We start from the raw sequence: 22,240 nt of genomic DNA, 5'->3' as shown, positions 1-22,240 counted from the left end.
AGGAAGGCCCGATATCCATGGAAACGCCACTGCTCGCGATGAAGGGGATCGTCAAGACCTTCGGCCCGATGACGGCCGTGGACCACGTCGACCTCGAGATCCACGCCGGGCGCATCCATGCTCTTCTGGGTGAGAACGGAGCGGGGAAGTCCACGCTCATGAACTGCCTGTTCGGGCTGCTGCACCCGGACGCCGGCACGATCGAGATCGACGGGACTGCGGTCGACGTGTCGTCGCCCCGCCGCGCGCTCGAGCTCGGGATCGGCATGGTGCACCAGCACTTCAAGCTGGTGCCCTCGCTCACCGTCGCCCAGAACGTCGCACTGGGGCGCGAACCCCATCGCGGCCCGTTCGTCGACTCCGCCGCGGCGGTGCGCGAGGTCGAGCGGCTCTCCGCCGAGTACGGCCTGGACGTGCGGCCCAACGACCGGGTGCGCTCGCTCTCGGTGGGCGCGCAGCAGCGGGTCGAGATCCTCCGGGCGCTCGCGCAGGACGTGCGGATCCTCGTGCTCGACGAGCCCACCGCGGTTCTGACCCCGGCCGAGACCGACCGGTTCTTCGAGGTGGTCGAGGGCTTCGCCGCGCGGGGGCTCGCCGTCATCCTGATCAGCCACCACCTGTCCGAGGTCAGACGGGTGGCCGACGAGGTGACCGTCCTGCGGCAGGGCCGCCGGGTGGCGCACGAGAAGATCACCGACGTGACGAACGCCGACCTCGCGGCCCTGATCATCGGCAAGGAGCAGGACGTCGTCTCCGCCGTCGAACGGGGCACGCCGGGGGAGACCCGGTTGAGCGTCTCCGACCTCGAGGTGCGCGACGCGCGCGGCCTCGAGGTCGTCAAGGGCGTGTCGTTCGAGGTGCGGGCCGGCGAGATCGTCGGCATCCTCGGCATCGCCGGGAACGGGCAGACCGAACTGGTGGAGGCCGTCACCGGGCTCCGGCGCCCGGGTGCCGGCCGCATCGTCGTCAACGGGATCGACACCGCGGGCAAGCATCCCGGTGCGGTCCGAGCCGCGGGACTCGGTCACGTGCCGGAGGACCGGAACGGGCGCGGCCTCGCCGGCTACTGGTCGGTGCAGGACAACATCGCCATCGGCTACCTCGATACCGAGGAGGTCGGGGGCCGGCTGGTCAGCACCGCCCGGATGGCCTCGCTCGCGAAACGCCTGATGGCCGAGTACGACGTCCGGGCCAACTCGCCCCGCCAACTGGCCCGCCGGCTCTCCGGCGGCAACGCCCAGAAGATGGTGCTCGCGCGGGAGCTCTCCAAGAAGCCGAGCATCGTGGTGTGCGCCGAACCGACCCGGGGTCTGGACATCGCCGCGACCGCGGCCGTGCGCTCGCGTCTCGTCGCCCAACGTGATCTCGGGGCCGGGGTGCTGCTGGTCTCCAGCGAGATCGACGAGGTCACCCAGATCGCCGATCGCGTGCTCGTCATCTCCTCCGGCGCGATCGTCGCCGAGTTCTCCGACCACCGACCGACCGAGGCCGAAGTCGGCCGCGCCATGCTGGGAGGCCACGAATGACCGCCCCCGTCACCCAGGAGCCGTCGCGGGAGCCCGAGACGGCGCGCCGCCGCGCGCCCGGCATCCTCCTCGCCTCCGCCCGCCGCGTCGTCCCGCTGGGACTGCGCCAGTCGGTGATCGCCGTGGTCATCGGCATCGCGATCTGCTTCGTCATCATGCTCTTCGTCGCGAGCGAGCCGCTCGTCGCCTTCCAGGCGTTCGTGCTGGGCACCTTCCGGAACCCCTACTCCATCGGGAGCATGCTGGCCATCGCCACCATCCTCGCGACCGCCGCGTTCGCCTCGACCGTGGGCTTCCGGGCCGGAGCCTTCAACATCGGCACCGAGGGCCAGCTCGTGCTCGGCGGGTTGACGGCCGCGGTCGTCGCCCAGCACGTGCCCGGCGGCATCCTGGCCCAGATCGCGGCGCTCGCCGCCGCCTCGGTCGCCGGCGCGCTGTGGATCCTCATCCCCACGATCCTCCGGGTGCGCTGGAAGACCAACGAGATCCTCACCACCCTGATGGCCAACTACATCGCGGTCGACCTCGCGCTGTTCCTGGTGAACAACTACTTCCGCGACCCGACCTCCGGTGCCGTCGAGACGCCGCCGCTGGACAAGTCGGTGTGGCTGCTGCAGATCCTGCCGCCCTCCCAGGCCAACGTCGGGCTCGTGCTCGTCGTGCTGCTGGCGATCGGGTTGTGGATCTGGTTCGACCGCACCCGCTCGGGCAAGCGCGGGGAGGTCTCCGGGCTCCAGCCCGCCTTCGCGGAGTACCTCGGCATCCGCTCGGTGTCGTACCTGCGCAACTCGATGCTGCTCTCCGGCGCGCTCGCCGGTTTCGCGGGCGGTCTCGCGATCCTCGGGATCTCCCACGCCTACATCGACGGGTTCTCGCCGCAGTACGGGTTCCTCGGCATCACCGTCGCCTTGATCGGGCGACTGCGGCCCCTCGGGATCCTGGTCGCCGCCGCGCTCTACGCCTCGCTGATCACCGGCGCGACGGCGATGCAGTCGGTCTCGGACGTGCCGTTCTCGCTCGTCTTCGTGCTGCAGGGCATCCTCATCCTCCTGATCACCAGTCAGCGGATCGGCTCGAAGGGGGGCGCGGCGTGAACGTCATCAGCGACTTCCTCTCACTCGCCTTCAGCAGCACCATCCCGATCATCATCACGGCGATCGGCGGGATGTTCGCCGAGCGGGCCCGCGCCACGAACATCGCGCTCGACGGCACGATGCTCATCTCGTCGCTGGCCGCGATCGCGGTGGGCGCCTCGACCGGGACGCCGTGGCTGGGGCTGCTGGCCGGCATCGTGGCGGGGATGGCGTACGCCGGACTGCTCGCGTTCGCCGCCTTCGTGCTGCGCTGCGACATCCTGATCGCGGGCATCGCTGCGAACCTCCTCGCCACCGGTCTCACCCTGCTGATCGTGCAGAACGTGCTGCAGTCGACGGGCACCTACGCCCCGACCGGGGTGACGCTGCTGCCGCGGATCCCGCTCGGCCCCCTCGCCGACGTGCCGATCCTCGGCCGGGCGTTCGAGAACCAGAGCGTGCTGCTCTACATCGTGATCGCGGGCGTCGTCGCGGGAGCCGTGACGATGAACCGCACCCGTTGGGGCGTGCACGTCAAGGCCGTCGGGGAGTCGGACGAGGCCGCCGAGGCCGCGGGTCTCAAACCCACCCTCATCCGCACCTCGGCGCTGCTGGTCAGCGGTGCGGCCGCGGGGATCGGCGGCAGCTACCTGTCGCTCAGCTCGGTGGCGTCGTTCAACTCCGACCTGACCGGCGGGCTGGGCTTCATCGCCTTCGCCGCCGTCATCTTCGGCCGGGCCACCCCGAGCGGCACGATCATCGCCTCCTCGCTGTTCGGCATCGCGACGGCGCTGAGCATCCAGCTCCAGGGCGCCGGGATCATCGATCAGCAGCTGCTGCACTCGCTGCCCTACGTGGCGACGATCCTGGCGCTCGCCTTCCAGTCCATCCGCCAGTACCGGCTGAACAGGTTCAACGTCTCCGACACCTCGTTCCTGCCCGCGATCATCCCGAGAGGCTGACATGAGCGACCGCACCCCCGTCCTCGTCGACTGCGACACCGGCGTCGACGACGCCATGGCCCTGCTGTACCTGCTCGGCCGTGACGACATCGAGGTCGTCGGCATCACGACCGTGTTCGGCAACAACACCGCGGCGCAGTGCGCCGTGAACACGATCCGTGTGCTCGAACTGGCCGGCCGCGCCGACATCCCCGTCGCGGTGGGGGCCGAGAAGCCGTTGGTCGGGGAGGTGACCTACCTCGCGACGCACGTGCACGGCGCGGACGGGCTCGGCGACTCCGGGCTGCCCCGGGAGATCGGCACCGCCCCCGTCGACGAGTCGGCCGTCGCGCTGATCGACCGGCTGTCGGCCGCGTACGCCGGCGCGCTCCGGATCCTCGCCCTTGCGCCCCTGACGAATCTCGCGCACGCGCTCGACGAGATCCCCGACCTCGTCTCGCGGGTCGTCGACGTCGTCATCATGGGCGGGGCGGTCGACGTCGCCGGCAACCAGTCGCCCGCCGCCGAGGCGAACATCATCCACGACCCCGAGGCGGCGCAGGCCGTGTTGACGGCCGCCTGGCCGACCGTACTCGTGCCGCTCGACGTCACGATGACCGAGGTGGTCACCGAGCAGCACATCAGCCGGCTGCTCGCCGCCGACACCCCGGTCACCCGCTTCGTCGCCGCCACCACCGAGTTCTACTTCAACGACTACGGGATGAGCTCATACGGCCGGCGCTGTTCGCCGTGTCATGACGCGGTCGCCGCCGGGGTGCTCACCGGAGAGGTCGTCCCCTCGGTGTTCCCGCTCCTGGGCGTCGAGGTCGACTGCACGGACGGCCCGGGCCGCGGCGCCACGATCTGCGACACCCGAGGGCGCTGGAAGGGCTTCCCCGACCAGGCGGACGGCAACTGCCGCGTCGCGCTGGTGACCGCCGGCGACTTCCCCGACCTCCTGGTCGCGGCCCTCGAAGGCTTCGGACGGACGCACACCACAACGAGTGAGGAACAGGAATGAGCGAGTACCGCATCCGCAAGTGGGTCAGCCACGTCGAGGAGATCCGTCACGACGGGGGAGAGCCCTCCGGCCCGCCGCTGATCAAGGCGGCCGTCGGCGTCGTGATCGAGAACCCGTTCGCCGGTCAGCGTGTCGACGACCTGTCGGCGCTCACCCTGCCCAGCGCCGAGCTCGGCACAGCCCTCGGCGAGCGCGCCGCCGCGCTGCTCGGCGGCCGGCCGGTCGAGAGCTACGGCAAGGGCGGAATCGCCGGCCTCGACGGCGAGCAGGAGCACCTGGTCGCCTGTGTCACGACGGTCTTCGGCGACGCCTTCCGCGACGCGATCGGCGGGGGCGAGGCGTGGATCTCGTCGACGACGAAGTCGGCGTCGGCGGGGGCGGCGCTCGACGTGCCGCTGGCGCACAAGGATGCGCTCTACGTGCGCTCGCACTACGACTCGGTGACGATCAGCGTTCCGGATGCGCCGAGGCCCGGTGAGCTTTTCGTCGTCGTGGCGGTCGCGACCGGTCCCCGCGTCCACCACCGGGTGGGCGGTCTGGCGGCGGCCGAGATCAGCGGCGGCGGGCTCCGATGAGTGTCGGGTCGACTGCGTCGGGGAGCGCCGAGAGCTTCGCGGTGACCGGTTCGCGCCTCGCCGGCCGGGTCGCGGTCGTGACCGGAGGCGCCTCCGGGATCGGGCGGGCGACGGCGCTGCGGCTGGCCAGGGAGGGAGCCCACGTCGTCGTGAGCGATCTCCACCCCGAACCCCGGGAGGCGCTGCCGGGCCAGCTGCCGACCGCCGAGCTCATCGGCTCCGGTGGCGGCGCCGCGACTTTCCGGCGCGCCGACGTGACGCGATCGGCCGACGTCGAGGCCCTCGTCGACGAGGCGGCCCGGATCACGGGGCGCATCGACGTCGTGGTCAACAACGCCGGCGTCTTCGGCCTCGCTCCGCTCCTCGAGACCAGCGAGGAGCAGTGGGATGCCGACATGGCCCTCAACGTGCGCTCGCAGTTCCTGATGTGCAAAGCGGTGATCGGCCGGATGCGCGAGCAGGAGGCGATCGACGAGGTCCGCGGGCGGATCGTGAACGTCTCCTCGCAGCTCGGCTTCACGGCGCCGCCCGGCGCCGTCACCTATGCCGTGGCCAAGGCGGGGGTCGCCCATCTCACCCGACAGCTCGCCGTCGACTTCGCCGCCGACGGGGTGATCGTGAACGCGGTCGCGCCCGGGCGGATCATGACCGGGACGCATCCGGGGGAGCGGGAGTACCTGGCGACCGGCGAGGTCGACGAGGCGACGGCCTTCTCGCTGAAGCGCACGCCGTTCCCGAGGCTGGGCCGGCCGGAGGACGTGGCGGGGGCCATCCTGTTCCTCGCCTCGGACGACTGCACCTTCGTGAGCGGCCACGTGCTCATGGTCGACGGCGGCTGGACCGCCTATTGAATCTGCGTGCGCGCAGCGGGAAGGGAAGGACGGACATGTTCGGACTGGAAGGAAGGGTCGCGCTCGTCACGGGCGCGGCATCCGGGATCGGCGCGGCGACCGCACGTCGCTTCGCCGAGGCGGGGGCGGACCTCGTGCTCGCCGCCTACGACCCGGACGGCCACGACATCGAGGGCGTCCGCGCCGCGGTCGAGGAGGCGGGCGCGCGGGTCGTCGTGCGCCACGTCGACGTGCGCTCGACCCCCGACGTGGACGGCCTCGTCGCCACGGCGACCGAGGAGTTCGGGCGACTGGACATAGTGGTCGCGAACGCGGCGATCGCCCGCCGGGTGCCCTCGGCCGAGCTCGACGACGCGACCTGGAACGATCTGCTCGACGTCGATCTGGCCGGGGTGTGGCGCACCTTCCGCGCCGCACTCCCGGTGATGCGCGCGGCGGGTTACGGGCGGCTGCTGGCGACCAGCTCGACGGCGGGCTCGATGGAGGCCTGGAGCGAGCACATCCACTACTCGGCGGCGAAGGCCGGCATCCTCGGCATCGTGCACTCGCTCGCGGCCGAGGTCGGCGCGGACGGCATCACGGTCAACGCGATCGCCCCGGGCATCATCGAGACCCCGCAGACCCTCGACGGGGTCAACTCGCTCGGGGCGGCCGGGGTGGCTCAGACGGGCCGCACCCAGCCGGTGCGGCGGGTCGGGTCGCCGGCCGACATCGCGAACGCGTACCACTACCTCGCCAGTGAGGAGGCCGGGTTCGTCACCGGGCAGTGCCTCGTGGTCGACGGTGGGCGGTTGCTGGTCAGGGGCGGGTAGGGGGCGCTGGCTGGCTGGCCAGCTGGCTGGCCGGGCGGAGGCCGGGCGGTCCGGAGGTCTGTTCGCTCGTCGCTCGTCGTGTGCTGCACGGTGTGCGTTGGTCGCTGCACGGGTGGGTCTGCGAGGATGGCGGCTGTGATCAGATGGGCGGCGCTGGTGGGCGCGATCCTCACCGAGGTGGGGGCGACGTTGTCGCTTCGGGCGTCGCTCGAGCATCCGGCCTGGGTGGTCGGCGTGGCCGTCGGGTACCTGGCGGCGTTCGCCCTGCTCGTGGTCGTGCTGCGGCTCGGGATGCCGATCGGGGTCGCCTACGGCATCTGGGGCGCCGGTGGGGTGGTGCTGACGGCGGTCGCCGCGTTCCTCATCTTCGGTGAGCCGTTGACGTGGCTGATGGGGCTCGGGATCGTCGTCGTGGTGGCGGGCGTGCTGCTCGTCGAGATCGGATCGCAGCGGGCGCAGGCTGCGGCTGCCGGTGTGAGCTCCTCGGCAGAGACCGAGGGGGACCCCTCGTGAGCTACCTCTTCCTCGCGGGTGCCATCCTGCTCGAGGTCTCGGGCACGCTGGCGCTGCGGCAATCCGAGGGCTTCCGCAAGAAGGCCTGGATCCCGGTCGTCGCCGTGGCCTACGTCGTCGCCTTCCTCTGTCTGAGCGGCGCGCTCGCCGAGGGGATGCCGGTGGGTGTCGCCTACGGGATCTGGGCCGCGGCCGGGGTCGCGCTGACCGCGGTGGCCGCCCGCATCCTCTTCAAGGAGCCCCTCACCGCCCTCATGGGCCTCGGAGTCGTCCTCATCGCCGGCGGAGTCCTCCTCATAGAACTCGGAGCCCAGCCCGTCTGACCCCACCGGCCCCCGCCCGCTCCACCCACGGTCCGCGACCCGTCACGTGTTGTCGCTTCGTGGCCCGGATAGCGACAACAAGTGACGGGTCGCGGACAGTCGGTGCGGGCGCGGGGGCGGCTCGTTCTCGACGTCTGACGGAAGGCGGGGCGGGGCGCGGCCGTACGCTGGAGGGGTGGCTGACGAACCTCTGGCGCTCGACGGAGCCGGGCTCGACCCGATGAGCGAGCGGGTGTACCTCGACCTCCTGGCGCAAGGGCGCGGCACCGCCGCCCACGCGGCCGAGCGGTTCGGGCTCGGCGTTCCCGCCGCCTCGGCCATCCTCGAGAATCTGCGCGAGCAAGGGCTCGCCTCGCGCCTGGAGGGGCAGGAGCGGGAGTACGCGGCCGTCGACCCCGGCTACTCCCTGCGCGCCATCGCCGACCGGATGGGCGACCAGGTGCAGCGACTGCGCGAGGCCCTGCCCCGCCTGGTCGAGATCTTCGAGCGCGTGCCGCCGACCGGGATCGACCAGACCCAGACGAGCATCCTCACCGACGCGGACGCGGTCGCCGCCTGGTACACCCGCCTGCAGCACCAGGCGCGCACCGAGTTCCTCGCCTTCGACCGGCCGCCCTACGTCTCGGCCTCGCTCGACCCGGTCGAGGCCATCGCGCTCGACCGGGGCGTGCAGTGGCGGGCCATCTACACGATCGAGAGCTTCGACGACGGCACCACCTGGGAGGAGGTCGCCCAGCTGGCCGAGCAGGGCGAACAAGCCCGGATCGCCCCCGAACTGCCGGTCAAGCTGGCCATCGTCGACGGTCGCGACGCGCTCGTCTCGCTCACCCTCGAGCCCGGGCGGATCTCGGCGCTCGTGACCTCATCCGTTCCGCTGATCGATGCGTTGCGCCAGCTGTTCGAGTTCCACTGGGCGCGCTCGCTGCCGCTGGCCGAGGCGCGCAGTCAGGACCTCGCCCGCCCGGACGAGCCGGACCTCTCGGACGAGCCGGACCTCTCGGATGCGGGGGCCGGCTCGGCCAACTCGGCCCGGCGCGAGGCGACGACGCCCCACGCGGCGCGCTTCTCGCCGATCGTGCCCGAGGGGCCGATCGCGGGCGCCGGCCGAACCCGCCTCCCGACGCCCGAGGAGCGCGCCCTGCTCGCCCTGATGGCAGTCGGGATGAAAGACGACGCGATCGCCCGCCAGCTCCAGATCTCGCCCCGCACCCTGCGCCGACGCAGCCAGGAGCTGATGGCCGAGCTCGAGGCGACCACCCGCTTTCAGGCGGGGCTGGAAGCGGGCCGACGGGGCTGGTTGTAAGCCGCAGATTGCCCGCGTGTAACGATCACGTTTCCGACCCTGGCCGGTTGCGGCCGTTGGCCGATCTCGGCCAACACCCCCCGTTCGGGGATCCCCAGAATTGGACGACTGCACGCCGACCATCGACCAAGGGATCTCGTGAACACGCTTCCTCCGGCACCACACCCCTCCGCACGTCGCACTGCGACCGCGCGCCCCCGGCTCCGTCCGCTCCACTCCCGCCTGCTCGCCGCGGCCACCGTCGCCCTGCTCGCCTCCGCGGCCGCGGTCGCCGGGGCCGGAGGTGCCTCCGCCGCCCCGCTCGGCGCTTCGGCGGCGGCGTCGGCCGTCGCCGCATCCGCATCCGCCGGTGCACCCGCCGCGGCAGACGCATCCGCCGCCGCATCCGCCGCCGCGCCGGCATCCGCCACCCCGGACACCGACTACACCGACGGCCGCTACATCGTGACCCTCCGCGACGACGCCGTCGCCGGGTACCGCGGCGGCCTGGCGAAGCTGCCCGCGACCCAGCCCGCGCCTGGCGACGAGCTCGACCTGCAGTCGCGCCGGTCGGTCGACTACACCTCGTACCTCACGAACGAGCAGCAGTCGCTGGCCGACTCGGTCGGCGCCTCGATCACGACCTCGTACACGGTCACCACCAACGGCTTCTCCAGCGCGCTGACCGCCGACCAGGCGGCCACGCTCGCCCGTGATCCGCGCGTCTCGGCCGTCATCCCCGACGAGCTGCTTCATCTGCAGGCCACCTCGTCCACCGACTTCCTCGGCCTCTCCGGCCCGGACGGCGTCTGGCAGCAGACCGGCGGCGTCGACCACGCGGGCGACGGCATCGTCATCGGCGTGATCGACAGCGGGATCGCGCCCGAGAACGCCTCCTTCGCCGGCGACCCCCTCACAACCGCGGCGGGTGCGGCGCCCTACCTGGACGGCGACCGGATCGTCTTCGACAAGGCCGACGGCACAACCTTCCGCGGCGCCTGCGAGACCGGCGAGGGCTTCACGGCGGGCGACTGCTCGACCAAGCTCGTCACCGCGCGCTACTTCGTCGACAGCTACGGCGCGGATTCGATCGGCCGCGACCGCGGTGAGTACCTCTCTCCCCGCGACGGCAGCGGACACGGCTCGCACACCTCCAGCACCGCTGCCGGCGACGCCGGGGTGGATGCGACGGTGGCCGGTCGCGAGTTCGGCGCCATCTCCGGCGTCGTGCCCGGCGCCCGGATCGCGATGTACAAGGCCTGCTGGACCGGCCCGACCGAGGGCGACGACGGCTGCCAGACCGGCGACCTGCTCGCGGCGATCGACGCGGCCGTCGCCGACGGCGTCGACGTGATCAACTTCTCGATCGGCGGCGGAGCGGCCCAGACCACGATCTCCGCCACCGACCAGGCCTTCCTCAACGCCGCCGCGGTCGGCGTGTTCGTCGCCGCCTCGGCCGGCAACGACGGGGCCGACCCGTCCACCGCCGACAACGCCTCGCCCTGGATCACCACGGTCGCCGCCACCACCATCCCCTCCTACGAGGCCACGGTGCGCCTGGGCGACGGCCGGGTCGTGCTCGGCGGCTCGATCACGGTCCCGGCCGACGAGCCGGTCACCGGCCGGCTCGTCGAGGCCGCCGCGGTCGCCGCCGCCGGAGCCGAGGATCCGCAGCTCTGCGGGCCCGGCGCACTCGACCCCGCCAAGACGGCCGGGCTCGTCGTGCTCTGCGACCGCGGGGTCGTCGACCGCGTCGCCAAGTCGGCCGAGGTCGCCCGCGCCGGCGGTATCGGCGTGGTGCTGGTGAACGCCACCCCCAGCTCGATCGACCTCGACACCCACTCGGTGCCGACCGTGCACGTCGACGCCGAGTCGTTCGGTCTGCTCCACGACTACGCCGCGACCACCGGCGCCACGGTCACCCTCCAGGACGGCAACACGGCCGGCCTGCCCTCGCCCGCGACGCCCCAGGTGGCCGGATTCTCCTCGCGCGGTCCGATCCTCGCCGACGGCGGCGACCTGCTGAAGCCGGACATCGCCGCTCCCGGCGTCGCCATCCTCGCCGCCTACGCCAACGCCCCGGGTGAGGCCGGCCGGTACGCGCTGCTCTCCGGCACCTCGATGGCCTCGCCCCACGTGGCCGGACTCGCCGCTCTGTACCTGGGCGAGCATCCGAATGCCACCCCCGACGAGATCAAGTCGGCGATGATGACGACCGCCCACGACACGGTGGATGCTGCCGGCGACGGGGTCAGCGACCCCTTCGCGCAGGGTGCCGGTCAGATCGACCCCACGCGGTACTTCGACCCGGGCCTGCTCTACCTCAACGGTCCGGCCGACTGGTACGGCTACGCCGAATCGGTCACGGGCCTCGACCTGGGCGTCGACACGGTCGACCCCTCGGAGCTCAACCTCGCCTCGATCAGCGTCGGGGGCCTCGCGGGCAGCGAGACCGTCACGCGGACGGTCACCTCGACGCGCGCCGGCTCCTTCACGGCGGCGCCCGTCGACATCCCGGGCGTCGACGTGGTCGTCTCGCCCTCGACGCTGACCTTCGGCGCCGCCGGTGAGACGCAGGACTACACGGTCACCTTCACCCGCACGGATGCGCCGCTCGACGAGTTCGTGACGGGCACGCTCCGGTGGTCGGATGACGCGACCGGGCAGACGGTCACCACGCCGCTCGCGGTGCGCCCGATCTCCCTCTCGGTGCCGCACGAGGTCGCCGGGGAGGGCACCGACGGCTCCGTCGCCATCCCGGTCGCGGTCGGCAGCACCGGCGAGATCCCGCTGACCAAGGCGGGGCTCGCCGAGGGCAGCACGGTCCGCGGGAGCGGTCGCGCCGGTGCGGCGCACGACCGCCACCTCGTGACGGTGCCCGAGGGCACCACCCTGTCGCGCTTCGTGCTGACGAGCGACGATCCGACCGCGGATCTGGACCTGTACCTCTCGCGCTACGACTACCAGACGGGTCTCCCGCTGTCCTCCAGCGCCACCCCGAACGCCGGGGAGACCCTCGACGTGCCGGCGTTGGACCCAGGGGTCTACGTGCTCGACGTGGACTTCTACTCGGGCACCGGCGACCTCGGCTACTCGCTGACCAACTACCAGCTCGGGTCGTCGACGACGGCGGGCTCGCTCACGCTGAACCCCGAGACGCTCCAGACGACCCTCGGGCAGCCGGCCACCGAGGAGGTGTCCTGGTCCGGGCTCGAGCCGGGCGCGACCTACCTCGGCCGCGTCGGCTTCGGCCAGACCGGCCGCAGCACGAACGTCACGGTGACGACCCCGGGCGCTCCCGCGGCCCCGGTGCCGGGCGATCCGTCCCTCCTCATCGACCGCTCGACCACCCGGCCGGGCACCGATGTGGGCTTCCGGGCGAGCGGCATCGTGCCGGGCGATCCCTATCAGATCGCGCTCGACGGCCAGGTGGTGGCGAGCGGCCTCGGCTCGGCCGACGGCACCGCCGACCGCGCGTTCCGGCTGCCTGCCGACATCGCCCTGGGCGACCACCTGGTGACCCTGGTCACCCGGGGCCTCACCGCCCGCGCCACGCTGACCATCGCCTCGATGCTCGTCTTCCAGCAGATCGAGAACGCCCAGTACGACACCGATGGTGCCGCCAGCGTGGCGGTCGAGACCCTGGTCGCCGGAACCGGGACCCTGAAGGTCACGCTCCGCGGATCGACGGGCACGGTGCTCGACGAGATGGTGCCCGTCGACGTCGACCCGACGTTCTCGGCGGACTCCGTGCTCTCGTCGCGGGTCGCGGTCGCACCGGGCGTCTGGACGTCGGATGCGTGGGCGGTCGGCCCCGACGGCTCGCTGAGCCAGCACGTGCAGTACTCCTTCACGATCTTGGCGCACGCGCCGGGCGAGGCGTCGATCACGCAGAACCCGGACGACGCGGACCTCGCCGACCTCGTCTACCTCAATCCCTCCGGCGACTCCGTCGAGCTGACGCTGCGCTACAAGCTCTGCAGCGGCCCGGTCGTGTTCTCGACGGTGCGGACCAACGGCAAGGACGTCGACACGACCTTCGACATGACCGCGGCGACCTCGGTCGAGCTGGTCCGCCCCGACGGGAAGGTGATCGCGGGGTACCTCAACACCGGGCCGGCGCGATGCGCCGCGGAACCGCACATCTCCCAGGACTGGTGGGCGACCTTCCGCGACGTGCCGTCGGCGGCGGAGCCGGGGAAGCCGATCTCGATGACCTTCAGCAATCGGTACGAGGCGTGGAGCGGCGGCTTCACCTTCTCCGCGGGAATCGGGTCGAGCTTCCGCAGCGGTCTGTTCTACACCGAGTCGATCGCGCATCCGGTGGTCACGGAGGTCGGGCCGGTCGTCGAGCGCACGCTGCAGGTGCCGGAGGACGAGCCGATCTGGACCCGGGCCTTCTACGAGGTGCTGACGCCGGACATGCAGCGCACGTCGCACCGCCTGATCTACGCGCAGGCGCTCGAGCTGTCGATGCTGCAGCCGGTCGTCGACCCGGCCGACCCGGGGTCGCCGGCCGACCCCGGAGCGCCGGCGGATCCGGGGACCCCGGGCGCCCCGGGTGGCCCTGGGGCTCCGGGCGCCCCGGGCGGCCCTGGGGCCCCGGGCGGCCCGGGTGACGGCTCGGGCACGGGGGCGGATGCGGCCCACACCGGCGACCTCGCGTCGACCGGCGCGGCCGCCCTCCCCGGCATCGGGATCGCGGTGCTGCTGCTGTCCCTCGGCGGAGCGGTGATCCTGCTCCGACGCAACCGCGCTCGTCGCGCCTGACCCCTCCCTCCCTCCTCCTGTCCGCCATCCGTCACGTGTTGTCGCTTCGGAAGCCCGATAGCGACAACACGTGACGGATCGGCGACAGTCGGAGGCCGGGCGGACGGGGGAGGGACAGAAGGGGCGGGCCCGGGCGGTGCGAGCCGGGGGTGCGGGCGCGTTAGGGTTTTCTCATGTCCAAGGTTCTCAGCAGTCTCCCCGTCGGCGAGCGCGTCGGCATCGCCTTCTCCGGAGGGCTCGACACCTCCTGTGCGGTCGCCTGGATGCGCGAGAAGGGTGCGGTTCCCTGCACCTACACGGCCGACATCGGCCAGTACGACGAGCCCGAGATCGACAAGGTCCCGGCCCGAGCGCACGAGTACGGTGCCGAGGTCGCGCGACTGGTCGACGCGAAGAGCGCTCTGGTCGAGGAGGGGCTGGTGGCCCTGCAGTGCGGCGCCTTCCACATCCGTTCCGGTGGCAAGACCTACTTCAACACCACCCCGCTCGGCCGCGCCGTCACCGGCACCATGCTGGTGCGGGCGATGAAGGAGGACGACGTCGACATCTGGGGCGACGGCTCCACCTACAAGGGCAACGACATCGAGCGGTTCTACCGCTACGGCCTGCTCGCCAACCCGCGCCTGCGCATCTACAAGCCCTGGCTCGACTCCGCGTTCGTGGGCGAGCTGGGCGGCCGCACCGAGATGAGCGAGTGGCTCGTCGCGCGCGGCTTCCCCTACCGCGACTCCACCGAGAAGGCGTACAGCACCGACGCCAACATCTGGGGAGCCACCCACGAGGCCAAGAAGCTCGAGGAGCTCTCCGCCGGGCTCGACCTGATCGAGCCCATCATGGGCGTCGCCGCCTGGCGCGACGACGTCGAGGTGGCGACCGAGGTCGTCTCGGTGCGCTTCGAGGCCGGCCGGCCCGTCGCCCTCAACGGCGTCGAGTACCCGGATGCGGTCGCCCTCGTTCTCGAGGCCAACACGATCGGCGGCCGCCACGGCCTCGGCGTCTCGGACCAGATCGAGAACCGGATCATCGAGGCCAAGAGCCGCGGCATCTACGAGGCCCCCGGCATGGCCCTGCTGCACATCGCCTACGAGCGCCTGCTCAACGCCATCCACAACGAGGACACGGTCGCGAACTACCACACCGAGGGCCGTCGCCTCGGCCGGCTGATGTACGAGGGCCGTTGGCTGGACCCGCAGTCGCTGATGCTGCGCGAGTCCATCCAGCGCTGGGTCGGCTCCGCCGTGACCGGCGAGGTCACCCTGCGCCTGCGCCGCGGCGACGACTACACGATCCTCGACACCACCGGCCCCGCGCTCAGCTACCACCCCGACAAGCTCTCGATGGAGCGCGTCGGCGACGCCGCCTTCGGCCCCCAGGACCGCATCGGCCAGCTCACCATGCGCAACCTCGACATCGCCGACTCCCGCTCGCGGCTCGAGCAGTACGCCGCCGCGGGCATCATCGGCGGCGCGACCGCCGAGCTCGTCGGCGAGCTCGAGGTCGGCGAGGCCAGCGAGATCCTCGACCCCACGGTGTCGCCCACCGCGGCGGCGGATGCGCTGGACCGGGCGACCGACCTGGCCTCGGAGGGTGCGGCGTTCGACGCCGGGACTGACTAGCTGCCGGCAGGGGGTTCGCCATGACGCTGGGTCGGGAGGAGCTGCTCGAGGTGTGTGCGGGGCTGCCCGCCACGACGGATGAACGGCCGTTCGGGCCCGAGACCGCCGTCGCCAAGGTGGTGGGCAAGGTGTTCGCCATCACGCCGCTCGACGGGGACGTCGTGAGCATCACCCTCAAGGCGCAGCCCGCCTTCGGCGAGGCGCTGGTGCGCGACCATCGGTGGATCGCACCCGGCTACCACATGAACAAGCGGCACTGGATCACCGTGAGCCTCACGCCGGACGCCGATCCCGAGCTCGTCCGCGACCTCATCGTGAACTCCTACGATCAGGTCGTCGCCGGCCTGCCGCGCGCCAAGCGGCCCTGAGCAGGGTCGCCCACGCGAGGGGTCTGGGCACTTTTCCAGGCCGGTTCCCTAGGCTGTCGTGACCATGGACGATCCTCCGCATCACAGACCATCGCCCCCTCGTCCGAAGGGGGCTGCCCCGTGTACGAACTGATCATGATCGGTGTGGGCCTCGTGCTCACCGTCGGCACCGGCCTGTTCGTGGCCAGCGAGTTCGCCCTCGTCAACCTCGATCGCAGCGAGCTCGAAGCCCGCCAGGCCCGCGGCGAACGCCGCCTCGGCCCGACGATCGCCGCCCTCCGCATCACCTCCACCCACCTCTCGGGTGCGCAGCTGGGCATCACCCTGACGACCCTGCTCACCGGCTACACCTTCGAGCCCGCGATCTCCTCGCTGCTCGCCGGTCCCCTCACCGGGGTCGGGGTGCCCGCCGCCGTGGTGCCCGGTGTCGGCGCCGTGCTCGGCATCCTGATCGCCACCGTCTTCTCGATGGTGGTCGGCGAGCTCGTGCCGAAGAACTTCGCCCTGGCGCTGCCGCTCGCGACCGCGAAGGTGGTCGTGCCGTTCCAGCGCGCCTTCACCGCGGTGTTCAAGCCCGTGATCGTGCTGTTCAACTCCACCGCCAACGCCCTCATCCGCTCGATGGGCATCGAGCCCAAGGAGGAGCTCTCCGGCGCCCGTTCGCCCGAGGAGCTCAGCTCGCTGGTGCGCCGCTCGGCACTCGAGGGGGTGCTCGACCGGGATCACGCGACCCTGCTCGACCGCACCCTCCGCTTCGCCCGTCGCGACGCCGACGAGGTGATGACCCCGCGGGTCAGGATGACCTCGGTCGCGCCGGACGAGACGGTCGCCGACCTGCTCGCGGTGGCCGAGCGCACCGGGTTCTCGCGGTTCCCGGTGGCGGGCGCATCCGTCGACGACATCGTCGGTGTGGTGCACGTCAAGCAGGCCTTCGCCGTGCCGCTCGAGCGGCGCGAGACCATCGCGGTCGCCGAGCTGATGGTGCGGCCGCTGTTCGTGCCCGAGTCGATGGGCACCGACACGCTGCTCGGGCTGCTGCGTCGCGGCGGCTTCCAGTTCGCGGTCGTCACCGATGAGCACGGCGGCACGGCCGGCGTGGTCACGCTCGAGGATCTGGTGGAGGAGCTCGTCGGCGAGCTCGTCGACGAGCACGACCGCACGCCGACCGAGGTCGAGCGCTCCGGGTCGGCGATCACGTTCGACGCGGGCCTCCGCCCCGACGAGCTGCTGGAGCGCACGGGCCTGCGGGTTCCGCCGGAGGGCGATCACGAGACCGTGGCCGGCTACGTGATCGACGTGCTCGACCGGCTGCCCGTGCCGGGCGACGAGGTGCCGATCGAGGGCGGCACACTGCGCGTGGAGCGGCTCGACGGGCGACGCCTCGCCGTGCTGCGCTTCGTGCCCGCCCCGGCCGAGTCGGCATCCGTCGAGACCGACCCGACCTCCGAGAAGGGAGCCTCCCGATGAGCGACATCGTGCCCGGACTGGTCTGGCTCGTCGTGCTGCTGGTCGTCAACGCCTTCTTCGTCGGCGCCGAGTTCGCCGTGATCTCGGCCCGCCGTTCGCAGATCGAGCCGCGCGCCGAGGCCGGCAGCAAGGCGGCGAAGACCACGCTCTGGGCGATGGAGCACGCGACCCTGATGCTCGCCACCAGCCAGCTCGGCATCACCGTGTGCTCGCTGGTCATCCTGAACGTCTCCGAACCGGCGATCCACCATCTGCTGGAGTACCCGCTCGCCCTCACCCCGCTCAGCCCCGAGCTGATCGGCGGGGTCGCGTTCGTGATCGCGCTGGTGCTCGTCACCTTCCTCCACGTCGTGTTCGGCGAGATGGTGCCGAAGAACCTCAGCTTCTCGGTTCCCGACCGGGCGGCGCTGCTGCTGGCGCCCCCGCTGGTGCTGGTGTCGACGATCGTGCGCCCGGTGATCTGGGCGCTCAACGGCGTCGCCAACCTCGTGCTGCGGGCCTTCGGCGTGCAGCCGAAAGACGAGGCGACGAGCAGCTACACGCTCGAGGAGGTCGCCACGATCGTGGCGCAGTCGACCCGCGAGGGCTCGCTGACGGATGCGTCGGGCACGCTCGGCGCCGCGTTCGAGTTCACCGCGAAGAAGGTCGGCGACGTCGAGGTGCCGCTCGGCGAGCTGGTGCTGCTGCGCCCCGGGGTGACCCCTCGCGACCTGCAGCGCGCGGTGACCGAGCGGGGCTACTCCCGCTACGTGCTCACCGACGGCGCCGGTTCGCCGACCGGGTACCTCCACGTGAAGGACGTGCTCGACCTCACCGGATCGGCCTTCGATCAGGCGGTGCCGGCCGCGCGCATCCGGCAGCTGGACTCGGTGGGCCGCGACGACGACCTCGAGGACGCCCTGGCATCGATGCGCCGGAGCGGCGCCCACGTGGCGCGCACCCTCGACGCGGACGGCGGGGTCTCGGCCGTGCTGTTCCTGGAGGACATCATCGAGGAGCTCGTGGGCGAGGTGACCGACGCGACGAGCGCCCCGCGCGTCTGATCCGCGCGCGCGTGGCCGCCGCGCCTGGCCCGGTGTCGGGCGACGCACGCCTGACCTGGCGCCTGGCCTGGCGCCTGTCCTCGCCTGCCGGTCTGCCTGACCATCGGCTCTGACCTTCGCGCTGTCCCGATGCGGGATGCCCGCGGCCGCGCAAGGCTGAGAGCGACGAAGGAGGGCACGTGAAGATCGCCGTCATCGGGGCATCCGGGAACCTGGGCACCGCGCTGCTGCGCCGGCTCGCGAGGGAGGACGGGTACGAGGTGATCGGAGTGAGCCGCCGCGCCCCGAGGCCCGAGGGGCCCTACTCCGGCGTGGCCTGGCACGAGATCGACGTGGCGGAGACCGACGCGCGGGAGCGCCTCGTGCCCGTTCTCGCCGACGCCGACGCGGTCGTGCATCTCGCCTGGGCGCTGCAGCCGAACCACGACGAACGCGCTCTGTGGCGCACGAACGTGCACGGCACTGCAGCGGTGCTCGGGGCGTCGGCCGACGCCGGGGTGCCCCACGTGCTCGTTGCCTCCTCGGTCGGCGCCTACAGCCCCGGGCCCAAGTCGCGCCGGGTCGACGAGACCTGGCCCACCGGCGGGCTGCCCGCCTCGCACTACTCGCGGCACAAGGCGATCAACGAGCGTGCGCTCGACGACTTCGAGCGCAGGCATCCCGGCACCGTGCTGACCAGGATGCGGCCGGGCCTGGTCTTCCAGGCCGGTGCGGCCTTCGAGATCGCCCGCCTGTTCGCCGGGCCGCTCGTGCCCAAGCGGCTGCTCGGCCGACTCCGGGTGCCGATCGTGCCCCTGCCGACGACGCTGATCTCGCAGGTGGTGCACGCCGATGACGTCGCCGAGGCGTTCACGCTCGCGATCCGCGGGCGCAACGGCGGCTCGTTCAACCTCGCCACCGAACCGGTGGTCACGCCCGAGGTGCTGGCCGGTGCGGTCGGCGGTCGACCGGTGCCGTTCCGCAGGGCGGTCATGCGCGCGCTCATGTGGGCGACCTGGAAGGCGCGCGTGCAGCCCAGCGACCCCGGCTGGCTCGACATCGCGACCAGCGTGCCGGTGATGTCGACCGGGCGGGCGCGGGACGTGCTCGGCTGGGCGCCCTCGGTCTCGGCCGAGAGCGCACTGGCCGAACTGCTCGACGGGCTGGCCCGCGCGCGCACCGTCCCGGAGTCGCCGCCGCTGCACTGACCCGCCACCCGCCCCGTGCGGTGGCGGGCGGAGGGCGGCGGAATCCGGAATGATGGACACATGACGGACTCCGGAGCGTGGGGCGCCGACCGGTTCGCCACGGTCTTCCAGCCCGTGGTGCACCTCGACTCCGGCTCGGTCGTCGCGTACGAAGCCCTCACCCGCGCCTGGGCGGGCGACGAGCCGCTGCCGATCGCGGCGCTGTTCGCCCGGGCGCACCGCGACGGAACCGTCCGCGCGCTCGACGAGCTCTGCGCCCGCCTGGCCACGCGCACCGCCGCCGAGCAGGGGCTCGACGCCGCGCACGCGCTCTTCCTCAACCTCGAGCCGGCGACGCTCGCGACGTCGGACGATCCGGAGATCCTGCGCGGCCCCCGGGTGGTGGTCGAGGTGACCGAGCGGGCGCTGACCCGCGAGCCGGGCGCCCTCATCCGGTCGACCGAACGCCTGCGCGCCGCGGGCCACCGGATCGCGGTCGACGACCTCGGCGCCGAGCCCGCCTCGCTCGCCCTCCTGCCGCTGCTCGAACCCGACGTCATCAAGCTCGACATGGGCCTGATCCGGGGCCGGCCCGATCGCGACGCCGCCCGGATCATGACCGCCGTCGCGGGCTACGCCGAGTCGGGGCGCTCGGTCGTGCTGGCCGAGGGCGTCGAGACCGAACGCCAGCTGGTGACCGCGCGCGCCCTCGGCGCCACGCACGCGCAGGGCTGGCTGTTCGGCCGGCCGGAGGCCGAGCTCGGCGCGCCGGCCGCCGGGATCCCGTTCGCCCGCGAGGCGCCCGAGCCCGCCGGCACCGCGTCGCCGTTCGGCATCGTCGCGGAGCACGCGTCGCTGCGGTTCGCCGACCGCGCGATGCTGGTGCAGCTCAGCCGATTCCTCGAGGAGCGGGCCGCGGAGGGCGGCGACAGCGCCGTGCTGCTCGCGACCTTCCAGGCCGGCGACAACTTGATCCCCTCCACCCGCGCCCGGTACGAGCAGCTGGCCGCCGGCGGCGCCCTGGTGACCGTGTTCACCCAGGGCCCGGCCCCGGTGCTCGCGCCCACCGTCACGCACCGGGACATCCGGCCGGGCGACCCGCTGGCCGAGGAGTGGGACGTGGTGCTCCTCACCGCCGACTACGCGGCCGCGCTGGTCGCCCGCGAGCGCGACCCGGCCCACCACGCCACCGGCGACTACGAGTTCGCGCTCACCACCGACCGGGCGCTGGTCAAGGCCACCGCCGTCGCCCTGCTCACGCGGTAGCCAGGGGTGCTGCACGAACGGGCTGCTGAGACGCGCTATGCGTGCGTATTGCACGCATGAGCACTCTCAGCAGCCCGTTCGGACAGCTCGCGTCCGCCCGTCGTCAGCCGACGTCGGTTCGATTCAGTGCACCGGCACCGCGGCGGCGCCGTCGCCGGTCGGCAGCAGGGCCGACTTCGGACCGCGGATGAACACGGCCGCGACGACCGCGCCGGCCACCATGACGACCGCGGCGGCGAAGAACACGGCCCCGTAGCCCGTGGTGAACGCCGCGAGCTGCGACGGGCCGTCGGTGACCGGCACCCCGGCAACCGCGGAGGCGTAGATCGCGGTGAAGACCGACAGGCCGATCGAGCCGCCGATCTGCATCGCCGAGTTGGCGGTGGCCGAGGCGGCGCCGGCGTCGTGGGGAGCGACTCCCGACAGCGCGAGGTTCTGCAGCGGCACGAACACGAAGGCCATGCCGATGCCCATGAGCACCAGGCCCGGCAGCACCTGCACGAGGTAGTCGCCGTCGGCCGTGATGAAGCTGAGCCAGACCAGCCCGGCCGCGACGATCAGCGGGCCGACGATCATCAGCGGGCGCGGCCCGATCGCGGGCAGCAGCTTCGTGGCCACCGGCGCGACCACCATGATCACCAGGGTGAGCGGGAGGTTCGCGAGCCCGGCCTCGAGCGGCGGCATGCCGAGCACGATCTGCAGGTGGAAGGCGAGGTACAGCGTGGCCCCGATCATCACGCAGCCGGCGATGGCCTGGATGAGGAACGCGCCCCCGCGCACCCGGTCGAGCACCACGCGCAGCGGCAGGAGGGGCTGCGACACCCGGGTCTCGACGAAGACGAACAGCACCAGCAGCCCGGCGCCGAGCGCGAGGAACCCGATGGTGTCCGGCGAGCCCCAGCCGCCCTCGGCGAGGCTGAAGCCGTAGACCAGGGCGCCGAGCCCGAGCGTCACGGTGATCGCGCCGAGTACGTCGTAGCGGTTCTCGCCCTCGGCCTTCGACTCGGTGACCAGGAAGATGCCGCCGACGAAACCGACGATGACGAAGGCGACGTTGACGAGCAGGCACCAGCGCCAGTCGGCGTACTCGGTGAGCACCCCGCCGAGCACGAGACCGACCGCGGCGCCGGCCCCGGCGACCGTGCCGAAGACGGCGAAGGCCGTGTTGCGCTCATGGCCGTGGGTGAAGGTGACGGTGAGCAGCGCGAGGGCCGCCGGCGCGAGCAGGGCGGCGAACAGCCCCTGGAAGCCGCGGGCGATGATCAGCTCCATGCCGTTCTGGGCGAGACCGCCGAAGGCGGAGGCCACCCCGAAGCCGACCATGCCGACCAGGTAGGTGCGCTTCCGGCCCCAGTAGTCGGCGATCCGGCCGCCGAGCAGCAGCAGCGCGCCGAACGCCAGGGCGTAGGCGGTGACGACCCACTGACGCTGGCCGTCGGTCAGGCCGAGCTCCTGCTGTGCCTGGGGGAGGGCGATGTTGACGATGGTGCCGTCGAGCACCACGACGAGCTGCGTCAGGGCGAGCACGACGAGGGCGAGCCAGCGATTGGGCGTGCGGGCAGGGGACATGGGATTCCTCCGGGCTTCGATGCGGATGCGGGATGCCGGAGGTTTCCAGCCTCGGACC

18 protein-coding genes are annotated in these 22,240 nt (G+C 72.3%); 17 read left to right on the top strand and 1 reads right to left on the bottom strand.

The window, feature by feature from the left end; genetic code table 11:
* The first annotated feature begins 17 nt into the window (after window positions 1-17).
* From AC59HU_RS10245 to AC59HU_RS10165, 17 genes are all read left to right on the top strand, one after another.
* A complete protein-coding gene (locus AC59HU_RS10245) occupies window positions 18-1,526 on the top strand; it encodes an ABC transporter ATP-binding protein (RefSeq protein WP_497223280.1) in 1,509 nt (502 codons plus the stop codon).
* A complete protein-coding gene (locus AC59HU_RS10240) occupies window positions 1,523-2,620 on the top strand; it encodes an ABC transporter permease (RefSeq protein ID WP_497223279.1) in 1,098 nt (365 codons plus the stop codon). The genes AC59HU_RS10245 and AC59HU_RS10240 overlap by 4 nt, the downstream gene beginning before the upstream one ends.
* On the top strand, window positions 2,617-3,561 hold the full coding sequence (locus AC59HU_RS10235) for an ABC transporter permease (protein WP_497223278.1): 945 nt from the start codon (window positions 2,617-2,619) through the stop codon (window positions 3,559-3,561). The genes AC59HU_RS10240 and AC59HU_RS10235 overlap by 4 nt, the downstream gene beginning before the upstream one ends.
* Before the next feature lies 1 nt (window position 3,562).
* Window positions 3,563-4,561: a nucleoside hydrolase gene (locus tag AC59HU_RS10230; RefSeq protein WP_497223277.1), complete on the top strand. Its 999-nt coding sequence runs from the start codon at window positions 3,563-3,565 to the stop codon at window positions 4,559-4,561.
* Window positions 4,558-5,136: an amino acid synthesis family protein gene (locus tag AC59HU_RS10225; protein ID WP_497223276.1), complete on the top strand. Its 579-nt coding sequence runs from the start codon at window positions 4,558-4,560 to the stop codon at window positions 5,134-5,136. Before AC59HU_RS10230 ends, AC59HU_RS10225 begins: the two co-directional genes overlap by 4 nt.
* 41 nt (window positions 5,137-5,177) lie before the next feature.
* Entirely contained in the window at window positions 5,178-5,987 is an 810-nt protein-coding gene (locus tag AC59HU_RS10220) for an SDR family NAD(P)-dependent oxidoreductase (RefSeq protein ID WP_497223275.1), read from the top strand.
* Window positions 5,988-6,022: 35 nt separating this feature from the next.
* Window positions 6,023-6,799: an SDR family NAD(P)-dependent oxidoreductase gene (locus tag AC59HU_RS10215; RefSeq protein WP_497223274.1), complete on the top strand. Its 777-nt coding sequence runs from the start codon at window positions 6,023-6,025 to the stop codon at window positions 6,797-6,799.
* A gap of 135 nt (window positions 6,800-6,934) precedes the next feature.
* A complete protein-coding gene (locus AC59HU_RS10210) occupies window positions 6,935-7,312 on the top strand; it encodes a DMT family transporter (RefSeq protein WP_497223273.1) in 378 nt (125 codons plus the stop codon).
* Window positions 7,309-7,635 carry a DMT family transporter gene (locus tag AC59HU_RS10205; RefSeq protein WP_497223272.1) on the top strand — a complete coding sequence of 109 codons (327 nt, stop codon included), beginning with the start codon at window positions 7,309-7,311 and terminating at the stop codon, window positions 7,633-7,635. The genes AC59HU_RS10210 and AC59HU_RS10205 overlap by 4 nt, the downstream gene beginning before the upstream one ends.
* A 175-nt stretch (window positions 7,636-7,810) precedes the next feature.
* Window positions 7,811-8,938: a helix-turn-helix transcriptional regulator gene (locus AC59HU_RS10200; RefSeq protein WP_497223271.1), complete on the top strand. Its 1,128-nt coding sequence runs from the start codon at window positions 7,811-7,813 to the stop codon at window positions 8,936-8,938.
* Window positions 8,939-9,076: 138 nt separating this feature from the next.
* Complete coding sequence (locus AC59HU_RS10195) at window positions 9,077-13,687, top strand: S8 family serine peptidase (protein WP_497223270.1); 4,611 nt, start codon at window positions 9,077-9,079, stop codon at window positions 13,685-13,687.
* A gap of 173 nt (window positions 13,688-13,860) precedes the next feature.
* Window positions 13,861-15,303 carry an argininosuccinate synthase gene (gene argG, locus AC59HU_RS10190; protein WP_497223269.1) on the top strand — a complete coding sequence of 481 codons (1,443 nt, stop codon included), beginning with the start codon at window positions 13,861-13,863 and terminating at the stop codon, window positions 15,301-15,303.
* A 20-nt stretch (window positions 15,304-15,323) separates the two neighbouring features.
* Window positions 15,324-15,671 (top strand): MmcQ/YjbR family DNA-binding protein, encoded by a 348-nt coding sequence (locus AC59HU_RS10185; protein WP_497223268.1) that lies wholly within the window; start codon window positions 15,324-15,326, stop codon window positions 15,669-15,671.
* 120 nt (window positions 15,672-15,791) lie between these two features.
* Window positions 15,792-17,138, top strand: coding sequence for a hemolysin family protein (locus AC59HU_RS10180; RefSeq protein ID WP_497223267.1), 1,347 nt, complete (start codon window positions 15,792-15,794; stop codon window positions 17,136-17,138).
* On the top strand, window positions 17,135-18,181 hold the full coding sequence (locus AC59HU_RS10175) for a CNNM domain-containing protein (protein WP_497223266.1): 1,047 nt from the start codon (window positions 17,135-17,137) through the stop codon (window positions 18,179-18,181). Before AC59HU_RS10180 ends, AC59HU_RS10175 begins: the two co-directional genes overlap by 4 nt.
* A 179-nt stretch (window positions 18,182-18,360) precedes the next feature.
* Window positions 18,361-19,368, top strand: a complete 1,008-nt coding sequence (locus AC59HU_RS10170) for an NAD-dependent epimerase/dehydratase family protein (RefSeq protein ID WP_497223265.1) — start codon at window positions 18,361-18,363, stop codon at window positions 19,366-19,368.
* A gap of 60 nt (window positions 19,369-19,428) precedes the next feature.
* The gene (locus AC59HU_RS10165; RefSeq protein WP_497223264.1) at window positions 19,429-20,613 is read left to right on the top strand and encodes an EAL domain-containing protein; all 1,185 of its coding nucleotides are present in this window, start codon (window positions 19,429-19,431) and stop codon (window positions 20,611-20,613) included.
* A gap of 123 nt (window positions 20,614-20,736) precedes the next feature.
* On the opposite strand, the gene AC59HU_RS10160 is transcribed toward AC59HU_RS10165, so the two are convergent.
* Entirely contained in the window at window positions 20,737-22,182 is a 1,446-nt protein-coding gene (locus AC59HU_RS10160; protein WP_497223263.1) for an MFS transporter, read from the bottom strand.
* Between the last annotated feature and the right edge of the window lie 58 nt (window positions 22,183-22,240).

It is taken from the genome of Herbiconiux sp. 320_LB, from assembly GCF_059691755.1.
Note: the sequence above shows the minus strand (reverse complement) of the source record. Positions and strands in the feature narration are given on the sequence as shown.